This window comes from Streptomyces sp. KMM 9044, assembly GCF_024701375.2.
Classification (GTDB): Bacteria; Actinomycetota; Actinomycetes; order Streptomycetales; family Streptomycetaceae; genus Streptomyces.
Genome location: NZ_CP113910.1, coordinates 3712447 through 3727448, shown reverse-complemented (window position 1 = coordinate 3727448; position 15002 = coordinate 3712447). Strand labels below are relative to the sequence as shown.

At 68.9% G+C, this 15002-nt stretch carries 15 protein-coding genes and 2 pseudogenes; 16 read left to right on the top strand and 1 reads right to left on the bottom strand.

Annotated elements, in window-relative coordinates; all coding sequences use genetic code 11:
- Positions 1–27 precede the first annotated feature (27 nt).
- The 13 genes and pseudogenes from HUV60_RS16820 to HUV60_RS16760 all read left to right on the top strand — a co-directional run bounded on the left by HUV60_RS16820 (position 28) and on the right by HUV60_RS16760 (position 11799).
- Positions 28–354, top strand: a complete 327-nt coding sequence (locus HUV60_RS16820) for a TnsA-like heteromeric transposase endonuclease subunit (RefSeq protein WP_257850493.1) — start codon at positions 28–30, stop codon at positions 352–354.
- A 206-nt stretch (positions 355–560) separates the two neighbouring features.
- Entirely contained in the window at positions 561–971 is a 411-nt protein-coding gene (locus HUV60_RS16815; RefSeq protein WP_331462048.1) for a TnsA-like heteromeric transposase endonuclease subunit, read from the top strand.
- Positions 968–3100, top strand: coding sequence for a transposase (locus HUV60_RS16810; protein ID WP_257850494.1), 2133 nt, complete (start codon positions 968–970; stop codon positions 3098–3100). Before HUV60_RS16815 ends, HUV60_RS16810 begins: the two co-directional genes overlap by 4 nt.
- Entirely contained in the window at positions 3093–3557 is a 465-nt protein-coding gene (locus tag HUV60_RS16805) for a hypothetical protein (RefSeq protein WP_257850495.1), read from the top strand. Before HUV60_RS16810 ends, HUV60_RS16805 begins: the two co-directional genes overlap by 8 nt.
- A 353-nt stretch (positions 3558–3910) precedes the next feature.
- On the top strand, positions 3911–4216 hold the full coding sequence (locus HUV60_RS16800) for a transposase (protein WP_257847782.1): 306 nt from the start codon (positions 3911–3913) through the stop codon (positions 4214–4216).
- A 235-nt stretch (positions 4217–4451) separates the two neighbouring features.
- The gene (locus HUV60_RS16795) at positions 4452–5750 is read left to right on the top strand and encodes an ISAs1 family transposase (protein ID WP_269441197.1); all 1299 of its coding nucleotides are present in this window, start codon (positions 4452–4454) and stop codon (positions 5748–5750) included.
- A 228-nt stretch (positions 5751–5978) separates the two neighbouring features.
- Entirely contained in the window at positions 5979–7421 is a 1443-nt protein-coding gene (locus HUV60_RS16790; RefSeq protein ID WP_331461996.1) for an NF041680 family putative transposase, read from the top strand.
- 238 nt (positions 7422–7659) lie between these two features.
- Complete coding sequence (locus tag HUV60_RS16785) at positions 7660–7890, top strand: hypothetical protein (protein ID WP_257850498.1); 231 nt, start codon at positions 7660–7662, stop codon at positions 7888–7890.
- 95 nt (positions 7891–7985) lie between these two features.
- Positions 7986–8147 (top strand): hypothetical protein, encoded by a 162-nt coding sequence (locus HUV60_RS16780; protein ID WP_257850499.1) that lies wholly within the window; start codon positions 7986–7988, stop codon positions 8145–8147.
- Positions 8140–9426: an IS256 family transposase gene (locus HUV60_RS16775; protein WP_257850500.1), complete on the top strand. Its 1287-nt coding sequence runs from the start codon at positions 8140–8142 to the stop codon at positions 9424–9426. Before HUV60_RS16780 ends, HUV60_RS16775 begins: the two co-directional genes overlap by 8 nt.
- Before the next feature lie 25 nt (positions 9427–9451).
- Positions 9452–10282: pseudogene (locus tag HUV60_RS16770) on the top strand (IS701 family transposase); the annotation flags it as partial.
- Positions 10233–10643 carry an HAD family hydrolase gene (locus tag HUV60_RS16765; protein ID WP_257850501.1) on the top strand — a complete coding sequence of 137 codons (411 nt, stop codon included), beginning with the start codon at positions 10233–10235 and terminating at the stop codon, positions 10641–10643. The pseudogene HUV60_RS16770 and the gene HUV60_RS16765, both read left to right, overlap by 50 nt.
- A gap of 220 nt (positions 10644–10863) precedes the next feature.
- Positions 10864–11799, top strand: a complete 936-nt coding sequence (locus tag HUV60_RS16760; RefSeq protein WP_257850502.1) for an aminoglycoside phosphotransferase family protein — start codon at positions 10864–10866, stop codon at positions 11797–11799.
- Positions 11800–12133: 334 nt separating this feature from the next.
- On the opposite strand, the gene HUV60_RS16755 is transcribed toward HUV60_RS16760, so the two are convergent.
- Entirely contained in the window at positions 12134–12550 is a 417-nt protein-coding gene (locus HUV60_RS16755) for a hypothetical protein (protein WP_257850503.1), read from the bottom strand.
- A 317-nt stretch (positions 12551–12867) separates the two neighbouring features.
- Here HUV60_RS16755 and HUV60_RS16750 point away from each other — a divergent pair, with 317 nt between their 5' ends.
- The 3 genes and pseudogenes from HUV60_RS16750 (at position 12868) to HUV60_RS16740 (ending at position 14979) form a co-directional block, all read left to right on the top strand.
- Positions 12868–13137, top strand: a complete 270-nt coding sequence (locus tag HUV60_RS16750; protein ID WP_269441196.1) for a hypothetical protein — start codon at positions 12868–12870, stop codon at positions 13135–13137.
- On the top strand, positions 13134–13373 hold the full coding sequence (locus HUV60_RS16745) for a hypothetical protein (RefSeq protein ID WP_269441195.1): 240 nt from the start codon (positions 13134–13136) through the stop codon (positions 13371–13373). The genes HUV60_RS16750 and HUV60_RS16745 overlap by 4 nt, the downstream gene beginning before the upstream one ends.
- A gap of 81 nt (positions 13374–13454) precedes the next feature.
- A pseudogene (locus HUV60_RS16740) lies at positions 13455–14979 on the top strand (ISKra4 family transposase).
- Positions 14980–15002: the final 23 nt, after the last annotated feature.

Below are 15002 nucleotides of genomic sequence, written 5' to 3'. Positions count from 1 at the left end.
GAGACCGGACCGGCTGAGGGTGTGACAGTGAGCCGCCGTCGTGCCGATGGGGGTGTTGAGGAGGACCGCCCCTGGGAGGGTGTGGATATCTCCCGGCTGTCGCAGGCATCGCCGTGGCGTACGTTCCGCTGGTACAGCGGGCAGCGGCACTACTCGGGTACGTACTGGTCGGCGACGGTACGCGACCACGTGATCTATGAGTCGAGACTGGAGCTTGCACGGCTACTGTTCGCCGACTTCGACCCGTCAGTACGGCACATCGTGGCCCAGCCCTTCCTGCTGAAGGCACGGGTGCAAGGCAAAGTCCGTAAGCACATCCCCGACGGGTGTGGCTCCTTTGGAGGGACAGGCTGAGCTGGGCATTTGCCGGTTGGGCTCGACTGCCGGTCGTGGAGATCCTTTCGGAACCAGCAGGTCACGCCCGCGCGTCGCATCAAGATCGACAGCGCGGAGGGTGCCGGTCACCGCGTGACCCGCTGTCGTGGTCGAGTCGATCACTCGGGCGTGCCTCAAGCCGCAGTTCACGCAGCTAGGGCCGTCCCTCCAAAGGAGCCACACCCATCCCCGACTACCTGCTGCTGACGCGGGCGGGGCCACTGGTCGTCGATGTGAAGCCGAGTCGCCGACTGGAGAACCCGGAGGTGGCCTTCACCTTCGCCTGGACACGCCAGGTCGTGCAGGACCGCGGGTGGGGGTATCAGGTGCTGAGCGAACCGGAACCGGCGTTGCTGGAGAACGTGCGATTCCTCGCCGGATACCGCCGTGACTGGCTTTTCCCCGCTGACCTGCTGGAAGCGGCCGATGGGGCCATCGTGGACGGGATGGCCCTTGGGGAGGCTATCGGCGCTGTGGGCGGGTTTGCCCCGGAGCTCGTTCGAGCCGGGGTCTTCCACCTGCTGTGGTCAGGACGGTTCACGACGGACCTTCGGCAACCGTTGGCTCCTGCACATGTGCTGTGGAGGCCGGCGTGAGTGGGGCCGGCACCCGGGTGGGCATCGGCAGCCACTTCCGTTACGACGGCGAGACTGTCGAGGTGGTGGAGACGGCCGCGACCGCAGCGGGCAACGAGGTGGTCCTCAAGAACGCTCGCGGAGGACTGCTGCGGATCAGCCTGAAGGAACTGCTCTTCTCCGACCGGGCAGCAATCATTCCTGCTCAGGACGGCCCCAGGGCCACCGACGAGGAGGAACTCGCAGGGGTCGTGCTGGGGCAGCTGTCGGAGGCGCAACGACAGCAGGTGATCGAGCAGGCAGAGCACGTCCGGGAGGTGCTGACAGGCTTCCGCTCCGGGAGTCGTGAACTGCCCCGCGACGGGGAGCCGCGCCCGCAGTTCGCACCGGACCTTCCCCTGGACGCCCGATATGCCGCCAAGGCGGTCGAACTCGGCGTCGCGGACCGCACGGTGCGACGGTGGGCGGCGGCATACCAGCGTGGCGGCGAGGCAAGGCTGGCGCCGCGGACACGGCCGGGGAAGTCTGCTGCTGACCGGGTCGACGAGCGGTGGGTCGAGACCGCGCTGGAGGTGATGGTCGAGCACACCGATGCCTCGAAGCCGTCGCGCAAGATGGTGATCGACCGCACCAGGGCCCGCGTCATTGCCCGCTATGGACCCGAGGTGGTGAGACTGCCGAGCCGAGCGGTCGCCTACCGGGTGCTGGCAGAGCTGGAGCGTCGGCATCCGCTGTTCCGGCTGAGTACGAAGCGGAACCGGGACATCGCTGACCGGCCGGAGGGACCTTACGGGAAGTTGCGGCCGACCAGGCCGGGTGAGTACCTGCTGATGGACTCCACGCGGCTTGATGTGTTCGCGTTCGATCCGCTCACGCTGCGGTGGGTGCAGGCCGAGCTCTCGGTGGGGATGGATTGGTACACCCGCTGTATCACCGGGATCAGGGTGACGCCGGTCTCGACGAAGGCCGTGGACGTGGCAGCGGTGCTCTTCCAGTCCTTCCGCCCCCGGCCGTTCGGGAAGGACTGGCCGCGCGGGGCGGTCTGGCCTGAGCACGGCATCCCGCGCACCGCGCTGGTCGACGTCGCCGTCGAGGGGATTGGCCTTGCCTCGCCACCGACCGTCCCGGAGACGCTGGTGGTCGACCACGGCAAGGTCTACGTCTCGGACCATCTCAGCAGCGTCTGCCGCCGGATGGGCATCTCCATCCAGCCGGCCCGGCTGCGCACAGGACGGGACAAGGGGCCGGTGGAGCGGTTTTTCCGCACCCTGCGTGAGGATCTGCTGCAAGCTCTGCCCGGCTACAAGGGCCCGGACATCCACTCCCGCGGCGAGGATCCGGAGGCAGACGCGTTCTTCTTCTTGGATGAGCTGGAAGAAATCATCCGAGAGTGGACCGCGACGACATTTCACTGTCGACCGCACTCTGGTCTCGTTGACCCGGGGTTGCCGGGGCTACGGATGTCGCCAGCGCAGATGTTCGAACACGGCATGGCGAGGGCCGGCTACGTCGAGGTGCCCCGCGACCGGGATCTCGCCTTCGAGTTCCTGCCCACGAAGTGGCGCACGATCCAGCACTACGGCGTCGAGATCGACGGCCGTCGCTACCGCGGCCCGGGTCTGCCGCCGCCTGGTTCGAAGAGCCCCTACACCTGGCGGGGCAAGCACGAGCACTGGCCGTTCCAGGTCAACCCCGATGACATCACGAAGATCTACTTCCGGGACTTGGAGAGGGTCTGGCACGCCCTGGAGTGGGAACACGCGCCGACGGCGGGAATGCCGCTGAGCGAGGAGGCCTTGGCCTTCGCCAGGAAGCTCGCGGTGAGGAAGTACGCCTACCCCGACGACCGTCTCGCGGTTGCCGACTTGCTGGAGCGCTGGAACGCGGGGCTGGGCAGCACGCCGGCCGAGCGACGCATGGCGCTTCGGCTCTCTCGCGAGCAGGCCATCGAGCTGCCGGACGTCGGAAGCCAGACAGCCGTGACCCTTCCCTCGGTACGCCGTGCGCTGGGCGAGGAAGGTGACGCGCCGCAGGCCGGGCCGGAAGAGGCCGACGAAGCGGAGGGCGGAGACGACGACCCCACCGACTTCGAGGACCTGGCGGACGACGACGAGTTCTACGCGACCGCGCTGAAGGATGCCGATGAGTAACCGCCGCACGCCCGAGGCCGCCGATGAGCTGAGGACGCGGCTGGACCGTCTCACGCTCTCGCGTCAGGAAGGGTTCAAGCGCATGGCCGAGGCGCTACCGAGGCCCCGGCCCGAGCTACTGACCCGCCGGCAGCTGAAGGCGTTGAGCGACGCGGCCCGGATCGAGTACGACCGTCTCCGCCGCAAGTGGCACGCGAACCTCGGCCCGCTCCAGACCCCGCAGATGGCCGCACTCCACGAGGACCTGTGGGACATCGTCAACAGCAACGACCAGGACGGCGACAAGGTCAAGGGAGCCATCGCCCTTGACGCCTTCCCAGGCCTGGGCAAGACCACCGCCGTGCTGTCGTTCGCCAAGAAGTTCCACCGCCAGCGGATCTCCGAGGAAGGCGCTTTCACCGAAGAAGGCTGGGACCGGATGCCGATCGGGTGTGGCTCCTTTGGAGGGACAGGCTGAGCTGGGCATTTGCCGGTTGGGCTCGACTGCCGGTCGTGGAGATCCTTTCGGAACCAGCAGGTCACGCCCGCGCGTCGCATCAAGATCGACAGCGCGGAGGGTGCCGGTCACCGCGTGACCCGCTGTCGTGGTCGAGTCGATCACTCGGGCGTGCCTCAAGCCGCAGTTCACGCAGCTAGGGCCGTCCCTCCAAAGGAGCCACACCCAACCTGGTCTCCCGCACCCGCACCGTCGGCCAGGCCTGCTCCGTCCTCGACACCGCACTCAGCCTTCCCAGCACCTCCACAACGCGCGGCGACTGAGGTGCCCCGGAGTTTCCGGACAGGGACCCAAAGGGTTGTTCTGTCAAGGAAATGAGGAAGTTCGAAGTGGCGCCACCCAGCAAGTACACCCCGGAGTTTCGTGAGGAAGCCGTCCAGATGGCACTCCGGTCCAGCAAGACCATCTCGGAGACGGCCCGCGAGCTCGAATTGAACTCGGAGACACTCCGGGGCTGGGTGAAGAAACACCAGAAACGGAACGAGCCAGCTGCCGGTGCACCGTTGACGCTCGATGAGCGGGCGCGCTTGAAGGAACAGGACCGGCGCATCCGTGAACTGGAGGCGGAAGTCTCCTTCTTGAAAAAAGCCGCAGCGTACTTCGCGAAGGATCCCCGGTAGCGAGCAAGTACGAGTTCATCGAAACGATGCGGCTCGGCACAGCGGAGTGCGCGTATTCCGTCGAGTTCATGTGTGAACGGCTCGGCGTGTCCAAGTCTGGCTATTACCACGGCCCCGGCGTAGTTCTCCCTTGAGTTGTTCTGCCCCGGTTTGATGTGGCTGGTTGCAGGACGAGCGCGACTTCTGATGATCTTTCAGGTCTCTACGCCAAAAGATCGTCACAGGAGTCGCGCTCGTGCCCGTATCTTCGCCGATCCCCCCTGCCGTTGGCCAACTCGCCGACCTCGCCCTGTGGGAGGCCGAGCTCGCCACCGGCCCTGCGGCAGTGGAGTCCAAGCTGGTCAGCAGGTTGCGGCAGGTCCCGGACCTGCGCGCGAAGCGTGGCCGACGCCACGCCCTCGCGGTGATCCTGACACTGACCGCGTGCGCGACGCTGGTGATCGGCGGCGACTCGATCGCCGCGATCTGGCAGTGGGCGACCCGTGCCCCGCAAGCGAAACTGGCCCGCATCGGTGCCCGGTACGACCCGCTGGCCGGCCGCTACCTCGTGCCGAGCGAGCGCACCTTCCGGCGAGTGCTCGCCCATCTGGACGCCGACGCCCTGGACGCCGTGACCTGCGAATACACCACAGACCTCGCGCGCGGCACCGTCCCCGCGCCCGAGATCCCCGCCACCCCGGGACCGGTGGAACGCGAACAGCGCCGCGCCGCTCAACGCTCAGCCGAGCACCCGGTGCCGGACGGGCTGCTGCCGACCGCCGCCCTGGACGGCAAGGCCCTGGCCGGCGCCCGCACCGAGAGCGGACGGGTCTTCCTGGTCGGCGCGATCGACCACACCAGCGGCGCGGTCCTGGGCCAGAGGCAGGTCCCCGACAAGCGCGGCGAGGGCGAGGCCGCACGGGCCCTGCTCACCCGACTCGACCTGCCCGGAAGGGTGTTCACCCTGGACGCGCTGCACACCACGAAGAAGACCGCCCGCCTGATCACAGGCCCTCTCCACAGCCACTACGTCCTGATCCTCAAGGGCAACCAGCCCCTCGCCCACGCCGCCGCCCAGGCGCTGCTGACCGGCGCGGACGCCGACTTCACCGAGACCACCGCGATCGACGACGACCGCGGCCACGGCCGCACCGAACGCCGCACCCTGCGCACCGCACCCGCCGACGACACCCTGTTCCCCGGCGCATCCCAGGTCTTCCGCCTCCGCCGCGACACCGGCAACCTCGACGACGAATGGACCAGCAAGGAGATCGTCTTCGGCGTCACCAGCCTGCCGCCCGACCTCGCCGGCCCCGCTCACCTCAACCACTACGAGAGAACCCACTGGACTGTGGAAAACAAGATCCACTGGGTGCGGGACGTCACCTTCCGAGAAGACAACTCCCAGCTCAGGACCGGTACAGCACCCCGAGCCCTGGCCGGCTTCCGCAACCTGGCGATCAGCACCATCCGCCTCGCCGGACGCGCCAACATCGCCCACGCCCGCCGCGACCTCCTCCGCCACGAAGACGCCTTCGCCGTCTACGGCATCTGACCAACCACCACGGGACCGGACATCACACAACTACGCCGGGGCCGTGGGTCTGCCGACGGAGTCGGTGGACCGTTTCGCTTTCGGTGACTGAGCTTGTTCTTTTTCTTCCGGCCTCGAACGGTGTCTCGAACTGAGTCGCTCACCTAGGGATTCGCCGGACGCGGGGGCGGCCTTCGTCTGATTATGTGCTCCGACCAAGGTGCACTGACCAAGACGAAGGCCGTGAGGGTGAGTCTGCTGCCTGATGCCGTACGGAGGGAAGCGTTCGCGGAAGCGTCACGCTTCTGGGGAGAGTTCTACGAGTGTCTGACCGCCCGGCGGGATGAGTTGTTCGAGCTGGCGGACGCGGTGCTGTGTGCCGACGGTGCGGTGAAGTCCCCGGTGGACCTGACACTGTTGCCCGAACATCGTCGTGGACACGGAGCGATGTACGGCGGCCTGAACCACGGCCGCATCGACACCGATCGGCTGCGGACGGTGCTGGCCGGGCTGTCGCTGCCGCGTTTCGACGGCGGGCGCCTGGTGCTGGCGGTCGACGTGTCATCGTGGCTTCGCTCGGACGCGCCGTGCTCGGCGGAACGGCTGTTCTGCCACGTCTACGGCCGTGCGAAGACGGCGTCGCAGTTCATTCCGGGCTGGCCCTACTCCTTCGTCGCCGTGCTGGAGCCGGGCGCCACGTCCTGGACCGCGATCCTGGACGCGGTCCGGCTCGGACCGGTGGACGACGCGACCGCGGTCACCGCCGCCCAGCTGCGAGGAGTCGTCGAGCGGCTCATCACCGCGGGCCAGTGGCAGAACGGGGACCCGCATATCGTGATCGTCAGCGACGTCGGCTATGACGTCACCCGCCTGGCGTGGGTCCTGCGCGATCTGCCGGTCGAGCTGGTCGGCCGGGTCCGCTCCGACCGCGTCATGCGGCTGCCGAAGCCGCCCCGCCGGCCGGGGACGAACGGCAGGCCGCCCAAGCACGGACCGGAGTTCCGCTTCACCAAGCCGGAGACCTGGCCCGAGCCCGCGATCACCACCGTCACCGACACCACCAACTACGGCAAGGCCGAAACACAGGCATGGGACCGAGTCCACCCAAGGCTCACCCACCGCTCGTCCTGGCTCGACCACGACGGTGAACTACCCCTGGTTGAGGGCACGTTGGTCCGGCTGAAGGTCGAGCACCTGTCAAAGGAACGAGACGCTCCGCCGGTGTGGTTATGGTCCTCGAAGACCGGCGCCACCCCGGACGATGTGGACCGTTTCTGGCAGGCATTTCTCCGTCGCTTCGATCTGGAGCACACCTTCCGCTTCGCGAAGCAGACCCTCGGCTGGACCACCCCGAAACTCCGTACTCCCGAGGCGGCGGACCACTGGACCTGGATCCTGATCGTCGCTCACACCCAGCTCCGGCTCGCCCGCCCTCTCGCCGAAGACCTCCGCCGGCCCTGGGAGAGACCCACCGCCTCGGACCGGCTCAGCCCGGCCCGGGTCCGCCGGGGGTTCAGGAACATCCGCGCTCACCTCGCCTGCCCGGCCCGCGTTCCCAAACCCCGCGGCGCCGGCCCCGGACGACCCTCCGGCGCCAAGAACAGACACCAGGCACCCCGCTACGACGTCGGCAAAACCGTCAAACGCCCCGAGACCCTCAAGGCCATCGGCAAGCCCGGAAGATCTTGGTAGATAAAGAACAAGCTTGGGCAAGGCGTACGAACCGCTGAACTACGGTTTCACCTTGGGGCGCCTCCGGGGCCGCAGTGCACTGCGAGGGCCGGCCGGGCCCGTATCCAGGCAGTGCGCCCGGCCGGTCCGGGCGCAGGTGCCCTTGTGGGAGGCAGCCGCCTCCGGCAGACAAACACGATTGGCCCCTTCAGCGGACTGCACGCGTATCCCGGCAGGCGTTGTGGGAGTTGATCACGGTATGAAGAAGTCATCCTCCCGCATCCTCGCCATCGCCGCGCTCACCACCGGTGCAGCCCTCGCCTCCGCGGCCCCCGCGCAGGCCGGTATCATCGACGGCACCCTCAACAACGTCTCCGCCCTGGCTTCCGGCAACCCCCTGGGCGCGCTCCTCAACGGCGCCCTTCCGGACGAGTCGAACAACAACGCGAACACGAAAACGTCAGGCAAGGAGAACAACAGCACCAACTGAACACCCGCACGCCCCCGGGCCCCACACCCACCGCTACGGAGAGCTGCCGCAAGCACCTGCCCGGGCCGCCCCGGCTTCACCACGACGACGAATGCGTGACCCTGAAACTGGCCGACGAAGACCGCCAGGACGGAGAACCGCTCCCGGCGGCACTCGCCATGGCCGACAACCAGCAGATGCACCCACGCTTCCCCCGCCGTCGGGTCTGTACGGTGAGCGGTGTAACTCCCGAGCTGGAAGCGACAGTTGATGACTGACGTGGCGAGTGACATCAAGGCCGGGGAGGCCGTGGTGAGTGGGACGGGTGCCGTGGATGACGGGCTGGTTGCCGAGCTGGTGGCCCGGGCCCAGGCCGGTGGGGTGAAGCTCACCGGGGAGGGCGGCCTGCTGCAGCAGCTGACCAAGCGGGTGCTGGAGTCCGCGCTGGAGGGCGAGCTCACCGACCATCTGGGCCATGAGCCCGGTGAGCGGGCCGAAGGCGGCCGGGAGAACTACCGCAACGGGCGCCGGTCGAAGACGGTGATCACCGAGTCGGGGCCGGTCGAGATCGCGGTGCCGCGGGACCGGGCCGGGTCGTTCGAACCGCAGCTGGTCAAGAAGCGGCAGCGCCGGCTGGGCGGGGTGGACGAAATGGTCCTGTCCCTGTCGGCGAAAGGGCTGACGCACGGGGAGATCTCCGCGCATCTCGCCGAGGTCTACGGGGCGGAGATCTCCAAGTCCACCATCTCCACGATCACCGACAGTGTGATGGCCGGCATGGCCGAATGGCAGAACCGTCCGCTGGACAGCGTCTACCCGGTCGTCTTCATCGACTGCGTGAACGTGAAGGTCAGGGACGGGCAGGTCGCCAACCGGCCGGTCTACATGGCGGTGGCGGTCACCGCCGAGGGGCACCGGGACATCCTGGGCCTGTGGATCGGTGACGGCGGTGAGGGCGCGAAGTACTGGCTCCAGGTCCTGACCGAGATCAAGAACCGCGGCGCGGCCGACGTCCTGATGCTCGTCTGCGACGGCCTGACCGGGCTCCCGGACGCCGTGAACACCGTCTGGCCTGTGACGATCGTCCAGACCTGCGTCGTTCACCTGCTGCGGAACAGCTTCCGATACGCGGCCCGGCAGGACTGGGAGAAGATCGCGAAGGCGCTCCGGCCCGTCTACACCGCGCCGAGCGAAGACGCCGCCCTGGAGCGGTTCGTGGAGTTCACCGACGCCTGGGGCGGGAAGTATCCGGCGATCGTCCGGCTCTGGGAAAGCGCGTGGGCGGAGTTCGTACCCTTCCTCCAGTTCGACGTCGAGATCCGGAAGATCGTCTGCACCACCAACGCGATCGAGAGCATCAACGCACGGATCCGCAAGGCCGTGAGGGCCCGGGGACACTTCCCCACCGACCAGGCCGCGCTCAAGTGCGTCTACCTGGCCGTCATGAGCCTGGACCCGACCGGCACCGGACGCAAACGCTGGACCATGCGCTGGAAGGCCGCGCTCCAAGCCTTCGACATCACCTTCGACGGCCGGCTCACCGCCGGACGCCGCTGAAGAAATCCGACCGAGTTCCACCGTTTGCTACACAGACCCACTGATGGTGGACGGGCGACGCAAGTCCGTCCAGGCCATGGCCGCTCGGCTGCCGGATGGCAACGAGCAGAACCTGCAGCAGTTCGTGAACCAGTCGACCTGGGATCCGGTGCCGGTCCGGCGGCGGATCGCGCAGCGGATGGTGCCGCTGATCGGCCCGGATGCCTGGGCGGTCGACGACGTGTCGTTTCCCAAGGACGGGAAGATGTCGGTCGCTGTCGCGCACCAGTACTGCGGGGCCCTGGGCAAGCAGGCGAACTGTCAGGTGGCGGTCAGCGTGCACGCGGTCACCGATACCGCCTCCGTCCCGCTTCAGTGGCGGCTGTTCCTGCCCAGGGAGTGGGACAGCGACGCCGAACGCCGGCGTCGCTGCCGGGTGCCCGATGAGGTCGGGCACCGGGAGAAGTGGCGCCTGGCCCTGGACACCTTCGACGGGCTGGCGGGGTGGGGTCCGGTGCCGCCGGTGGTGGTGGCCGACGCCGGCTACGGACAGAACGCCGACTTCCGCGACGGCCTGAGCCGGCGGGACATCGGCTATGTCGTGGCCATCCGTTCGGACGTGACCGTGCACCCGCACGACGCGCGGCCCACCGCCCCGGCATGGTCCGGCAACGGCCGCAGGCCGCAGCCCCGCTACCGGGACAAGCCCTCCCCTGTGTCCGTTTTGGCCACAGGTCACGGGCGGCAGGCGTTCACCGAGGTCACCTGGCGCGAAGGCTCCCGCGGGCCGATGCGCTCGCGTTTCCTGGCACTGCGGGTGCGGCCGGGTGGGGTCCGGTCCCGCCGCCTGGCCCAGGCCGCCGCCACCGCCGAACACGGCCACCGGCGCGGTCACCCTCCAGGACCCCGACCGCCTGCGGTGGCTGCTGCCGCCGGCCCTGTCCGACCTGCTGGACGTCGTCATCACCCGCCAGGAAACCCGGCCCAAACCGGCCCCCGACGGCCTTCACGCCGCCCTGAGCCGACTGGACGTTCCACCGGAGCGCGCCGTGTTCGTCGGGGACAGCCCCACCGACATGACCGCGGCCCGCGCCGCCGGAGTCGTCGCGCTCGGAGCCGTGTGGGGCTGGCACCCTCCCGCAGCCCTGCGCGCCGCCGGGGCCGATCACCTCCTGCCCGAGCCCGCCAGTATCGGGTCGTCCCTGCTGCACCACTTGCCCCTAATCGGCAGCACGTGACCCAACCAGACCACTACAGTGGAGGGGCGCCCCTACGGGCGCCCCTTTGCACTTCTGCACTCAAGAGGACACAGGCGAATGCGCGTGATGCGGCGACGAGCACCCGGCGTCGAGCTGGAGCACTGAGGAACCCGTTTCTCAGCCCCGACTCGCGGTCCGGCTCGGCGCGCACCCCATCACCCCGCCACCCGACTTTCCGGACCTCTGAGAGATACCCCTGATGCCTGTACCGCCCACCAGCGGCCGCCTGCAATGGACCGACGTCCCCACCCCCCTGCGCGCCCGCCTCGAGGACGCCCTGGGCGCACCCGTCACCGACACGGTCACCCCCGGCGGTGGCTTCGGCCACCAGCTCGCCGCCGCGCTCACCCTGGCCGACGGCCGCCGGGCCTTCGTCAAAGCAGCCCCCGACGACGACCCGCTGACCGCCGCCAACCTCCATGAGGCCGCTGTCCTCGCCTCGCTGCCACCCGGCGCCCCGGCCCCGGCCCTGCTCGGCATCCACCGCGCCGCCCACTGGACCGCCGTCGTCATCGCCCACCTGAACGGCCCGCACCCCGACTTCTCCCCGGACTCCGGCGACGCCGAACAGACCTGGGCCCTGCTGGACAAGCTCACCTCCAGCCCCGCCCCGGCCTCCTACGCGGCAGCAGTGAACAGCACACCCTCCACCACGGTGGCCCTGCACGGCTGGAACGCCCTGCTCGCCGACCCGCCGGCCGACCTTGCCCCCGCCGCCCGCGACCGCCTGGAGCAGCTCGCCGAACTCGAGGCGGCCTGGCCCGCCCTCGCCCACGGCGACCGCATCGTCCACGGCGACCTGCGCGCCGACAACATGGTCCGCGACCACCACCTCGGAGTGACCTTCGTGGACTGGGCACACGCCACCACCGGCCCGGCCTGCATCGACGCCGCCTCCCTCGCCCCGCAGCTCATCCTCGCCGGACACACGCCCGCAGACGTCGCCCGCCTGCTCCGCGACCACCCCGCCACCGCCAGCAGCCCCGACACCACCACAGCGTTCCTCGTCGCACTCACCGGCCACTGGCACCGCAACGCCCGCAAGCCCGTACCCCCCGGCGCCCCAGGACTGCGCGCCTACCAGCACCGCGCTGCGGCCGCCGGCCTCTCGCTCCTTGGCTACCGCTTGAGTTGAAACCGCAGCTGTCTCGCTCGTGTCCGTGGCTGGTACGGCCCGTCCAGGCGCTGAAAGTCGGTTTCGCGAGCAGCCTGGGTGGCTCTGTCCACGAGAAGAACGGGCAGCACTTCGTCACTGGATCGGGAGGCACGAAGCCACCGGCCTCGAGACGGATTGTTCATGAGTTTGCTGAACAAACGCTGTCGAGAGAGTCGTGAACAAAGCCACCTGGGAGAGCGGGCTTCGCCCGGTACCGGCACCCAGTTCACGCGCACGCGCTCATTGCATCAGGGTACGCAGCGAGGCCCCGCTCCGGACCTCCGAGCGGGGCCTCACCACGACGACAGCAGTGCTAGTCGGACAGACCCTTCACCATCCTGAGCTTGTCGAACTGCCCGTCCTTGTCCGTCCACCCCAGGCCGTGGATGGTCTTGGCCATCAACAGCACGGTGTAGTCGTTCTCCGAGAGCGGCTCGCATGCCTCCGGCCGACTCTTACCGCCCTCCTTGGTCTTCTTCTCCACCGTGTCAGCCGCGTCCTTGGCCACTCCCTCGTACCCCGTGCGGACCATGTCTGCCAGCGTCGTGTCGAGTGCGTCGACCCGCTTCTCCGCTTCGCTGACGGTCGGCGTGTCTGCGGAGTCGCCTCCGGTCCGCTCCGTGAGCGCGGTGGCGCAGTCTTCGGCTTTATCGCCGGAGGACTTCGAGCAGCCGACCGCGGCCCCTACGAGCAGGCAGGCGGCGGCGAGCAGGATGGTGGTGCGGCGCATGGTTCCCCCCAAGGCGCGGATGTTGCCGTGTGCGGGAGCGTAACTGTCAGCCGCACCGCCATGCTCGTCAAACGGATGTGTTGGCTGCGGCAGCGTCCCCATCACACCGGTGCCTCTTCCCCCAAGGACTTTGATGCTGTCCGGTCTGCTGTGCCCTGGCACGAGAATGGCGAGCACGCCCTTGCAGATCACATGTCGGGCCGCTGACGCAGATGGGTGCGGATCCTTTCCAGGGATGGTTGAGCTGGGGTTTCGCTGATCCGGGTGTGGGTGGGGTGGCGGCTTGTCTACCGTGGCGGTAGAGGAGGCGGTGCCGGATGGGCTCGTTGATCGGTGAGCTGGAGGAACGCCAGGCGGCGGTGCGGTTGCGGGTGGAGGAACTCGAGCGGGAGGTGGCCGCGTTGACCGTTCGGCTGGAGGCCGAGCGGGGCCGGCTGGATCGGCTGACGGTGACGCGGGAGACTCTGGAGGAACTCGCGGCCGAGGGAGTGGCCCTCGAAGTGGCCCGGCCGCCGGCGGAGACCTTGCCGGTGGGCGGGGGCCGGGTGGTGGGGGTGCAGACCGTGACCTTCTGGCGGGAGGGATGACCAGCGTGGATCTCCCGCCGGTCTACCGCGACATCGTGGACGTGATCGACGACGCGCCGGGGGCGGTGCAGGCGAAGCAGATCGTGCCCAGGATCGGGCTGCCCGCCCAGACCTCGAAGATCGAGGCGACACGGTCGAAGCTGAAGAGGCTGGTTGAGCGGGGCTGGCTGGCCGAACAGGCGCCGGGGCAGTTCACCATCTCGGCCCACCGGGCGGCAGCCGGCTCGGTGAGGTAGGTCAACTCCCGGTGTTCAAGGGGCTCTTCTCCCTACATTCGTAGGTGCGAACCGAAACGAACATCAGGAAGAAGAGCCCGGATGGAACGCTACGGCACCAGCGATGTCCCCGACCCGTTTGCCTGCTCGATGGAGGCGGTGAAGTCGCTGGCAGCACGGCTGTCGGCGCGTGAGACCGCCGAGCTGGACCACGCCGCGGTGGAGCGTCTGATCGAGGTCGACGGCAGGGAGATCCTGCGCCGCTTCTTCCAGGACCACCTCGATCTGCGCGCGGTCCGCGAAGAACAGCACCCGCCGCCGGAGCCGGTCCTCGGTGCGGACGGAGAGAGGCGACCGTACCGCGAGCGGGGACACGAACGGCAGCTGACCTGTCTGTTCGGAAAGGTGACCGTGACCCGGTGCGCCTGGCGGAGCCGGGGGCGGGCCAATGCGCACCCGGCGGACGCGCGGTTGTCGCTGCCGCACGGCCGGTACAGTCACGGCATCAAACGCCTCGCTGTCCGCGAAGCGGTCCGCTCCTCCTACGACCAGGCCGTCTCGGCGGTCACCGACCGGTGCGGGAAGGTCCTGGGCAAGCGACGGGCCGAATCCCTGGTCGTTGAGGCCGCCGTCGACATCGACGCCTTCTACCACCACAAGATCGCCCCCGCGTGCACGGCCGACATGCCCCTGGTCATCCAGGTCGACGGCAAGGGTGTGGTGATGCGGCCCGAAGCGTTGCGCGAGGCCACCCGGCGGGCCGCCGAGGCCAAGAAGCGCCGCGGCCGACGGGCCCGGCTCGCGCCGGGTGAGAAACCGGACAGGAAACGGATGGCGACGATCGCCTGCGTCCACGACACCGTCCCCGCCGTGCGTCGTCCGCACGACATCGTCCACCCGCCGGGCGGCCGCAGCGGCCTGCGCACGCCCACCCAGTCCCGGCCCGAAGGCGGTCAACCGGTGGTGCACCGCCTCGCTCATCCACGACCCGGCCGACGTGATCGCCGAGGCGTTCACCCAGGCCGCCGACCGCGACCGGGGCCACCTGCGGCCCTGGCTCGTCCTCGTCGACGGCGCCCACCACCAACTCGATCTGGTCGAGGCCGAGGCACGGCGGCGCAAGGCGACGATCCACGTCCTGATCGACTTCGTGCATGTCGCGGAATACCTCTGGACGGCCGCCCACGCCTTCCACCCGGTCGGCAGCGAGGCCGCGGAGACCTTCGCCGCGGAGAAACTCACCGCGATCCTGCACGGACACGCCGCCCGCGTCACCCGCGAGATGACCACGCAGGCCGAGAAAGACCAGCTCACCGGCTCCAAGCGCGAGGCCGTCGGCACCTGTGTCCGCTACCTGACCGGGCACCTCGCCCGACTCCGCTACGACATCGCGCTGAAGAACGGGTGGCCGATCGCGACCGGTTCCGTCGAGGGAGCCTGCCGCCACCTCATCGGTGACCGCCTCGACATCACCGGCGCCCGCTGGGGCCTCGACAGCGCCGAAGCCGTACTCAAACTCCGCGCCGTCCACGCCAACGGAGACCTCGACGACTACCTCGCCTACCACCACACCCGCGAGCACCAGCGCACCTACCCCGAACAGCGGGATTACCAACTCGGAGCCTGATCAACGACCTTCCCCCAGAAGGA